The organism is Morganella sp. GD04133 (assembly GCF_029835375.1).
Classification (GTDB): Bacteria; Pseudomonadota; Gammaproteobacteria; order Enterobacterales; family Enterobacteriaceae; genus Morganella; species Morganella morganii_B.
On record NZ_JAODZS010000083.1, the window covers coordinates 1 to 1,897 of the forward strand.

3 protein-coding genes are annotated in these 1,897 nt (G+C 48.0%); all 3 read right to left on the minus strand.

Going from position 1 to position 1,897, the window contains the following annotated elements:
• Nucleotides 1-291: 291 nt before the first annotated feature.
• Genes N7387_RS21110 through N7387_RS21120 form a run of 3 tightly spaced genes read right to left on the minus strand, consistent with a single transcriptional unit; the run spans nucleotide 292 to nucleotide 1,701 of the window.
• On the minus strand, nucleotides 292-921 hold the full coding sequence (locus N7387_RS21110; RefSeq protein ID WP_279800930.1) for a hypothetical protein: 630 nt from the start codon (nucleotides 919-921) through the stop codon (nucleotides 292-294).
• On the minus strand, nucleotides 918-1,118 hold the full coding sequence (locus N7387_RS21115) for a NinH (RefSeq protein ID WP_279800931.1): 201 nt from the start codon (nucleotides 1,116-1,118) through the stop codon (nucleotides 918-920). Before N7387_RS21115 ends, N7387_RS21110 begins: the two co-directional genes overlap by 4 nt.
• Entirely contained in the window at nucleotides 1,108-1,701 is a 594-nt protein-coding gene (locus tag N7387_RS21120; protein ID WP_279800932.1) for a recombination protein NinG, read from the minus strand. The genes N7387_RS21115 and N7387_RS21120 overlap by 11 nt, the downstream gene beginning before the upstream one ends.
• Between the last annotated feature and the right edge of the window lie 196 nt (nucleotides 1,702-1,897).

Genomic DNA, 1,897 nt, shown 5'->3' on the forward strand with positions numbered 1-1,897 from the left:
TGGTTGAACCTGTAAGTAACTCTTACAAGTTGCAGATATGAAAAAGCCCTCCGGAGAGGGCTGTCATGCATGCTTCGACACAAGGCCGGTTTCCCGCCGGTGTGCGCCGTTTACTTACTTCCTCGCTCTGCATTCTTTCGACCTCTCAGCCGATACGGTTCGAGTCCCAGCCCTGCGGCGAAGTGACGAACTAGGCGGTATCGATAACAGGAGCCGCCTCTTTTACCCTGTTACCTGCTCTTTGCTTTACTGCCCGAGCATATCACAAATATACACGTCCATAACTTTTTTTCAAGTTATTTTTGATATATTTTCTGACGACTCTCCTTTTATCACGCGCTCTCTGGCTATTTCATCCTGCATAACCATATAGACTCTTGCATTAAATAAACTAATGCACCATCTAACCCGGTCTGTGCATTGTTTTATCGTTAGCCATGGAGCTATTTTTTCCTGCATATAATTTGCGAGATTTTGCATTGTTTCTCTGTGAAGATAGTAATCAGTAGCGATTACATATACGGGATTGGTTTTATCGAAGGCTTTCAATATTGATTTCTCGACAAAGTCAGCTTCATCTACATCGTTGGCGCGCTGAAACATGCGGCTGAGTGATTGTTTTGGAAATAATATTGACTGCGCTTTCTTCAGTAATTCCTCTCCCTTATATCCAAGTTTTCGAAGAGAGTTGAAGGCATCGGTAAACCTGTCCAGATTTTCCACAGACCAGCCCGTTAAAAATCGCCATACCCCATCACACCCACCATAACCAGGACTGTCACTACCGCGCATTTCGTCAGCCCACACCGTGATAATGGCTCTAACCCACCGGTCTTGAGCCGGAGTTAATTGCCGCGCCTTCCCGAGGTGAGATTTTCTTGGTGAATTAGCAACTGCCGTATAAGAAACACTATCTCTCATTGCTCTTTCCCCTGATTGCCTTTCATCTTGGATTTGGTCATCAGTACGCCGTTGTAGATAACGTGCATTTCACACCGGGTATCACGGTGAAACTTCCTGACGGTGTTCCGGTTTATTTCCAGCTCTCTCGCCAGTGCAGTCATGTTTCCGTAGTGCTTGATCAGCATTTCCGGTATCGATGTGATTTCAGGTCGCATTCTTCAGCTCCTTCAGTTTCCGCCGGTACTCATCCCGGATCCGTTCGTAGTCCTCACGCTTCCACTTCGGCAACTCATGTTTCCCTATCAGACGGTCGAAGCGTTCCTGACCGATTTTCTCAATCAACCGCGGCGTATAGTTTTCGATGTTTCCTGATAGATGGTTATTACATGGGGCGCATTGCTTATGGACGTTATCCTCATCAAACCGCAGTTCCGGATTGGCTCCGGTGGTTCGGTAGTGCCCGGCGTGATACTGCCCTGTGTGGTGACGACCACAGCTGATACACGGAAGGTCTTTATCCCGTTCGCGAATGTATGCGTTGAATGCGGTCTGTGCTTGTTTTGCGAAATATGAGAGGGGTTTTACTGCTAACTTGCGGATTTTGAGTTTGTCTTTTGCTTCACGTTCCTGCTGCCTTCGCTCCTTCTTCAATTTTGCCAGTGCTTTCTCTGCTGCCTTTTGCCTTCGCCGTTGTGATAGTTCCAGTCCATGCTCAGGGCAACACCATTCGATATTGTCATACTTCGGGTGAAACCATGCCCGGCATATCAGGCATTTTCGCCGCGGTTGCTTTGCCACTCTCACCATCTCCTTTTATCTTCTCGACTACTTCCAGATGCGGACATTCACCGGCGCACTGGTCGCACACGTAAACTTCATCGTCGGCCAGTTCTTTGCTGCACAGTTGGCATTCCACGGCGGGCCTCCCGACCAGATGCTGATGTTTTCACCTTCGTACCGGTACGCGTTTTATCGGGAAAGCTGCTGAAGTGAT

Excerpts from the sequence above, each read along its gene's own strand:
- N7387_RS21110 (WP_279800930.1), bottom strand. The coding sequence starts at position 921 with ATGAGAGATAGTGTTTCTTATACGGCAGTTGCTAATTCACCAAGAAAA.
- N7387_RS21115 (WP_279800931.1), bottom strand. The coding sequence starts at position 1,118 with ATGCGACCTGAAATCACATCGATACCGGAAATGCTGATCAAGCACTAC.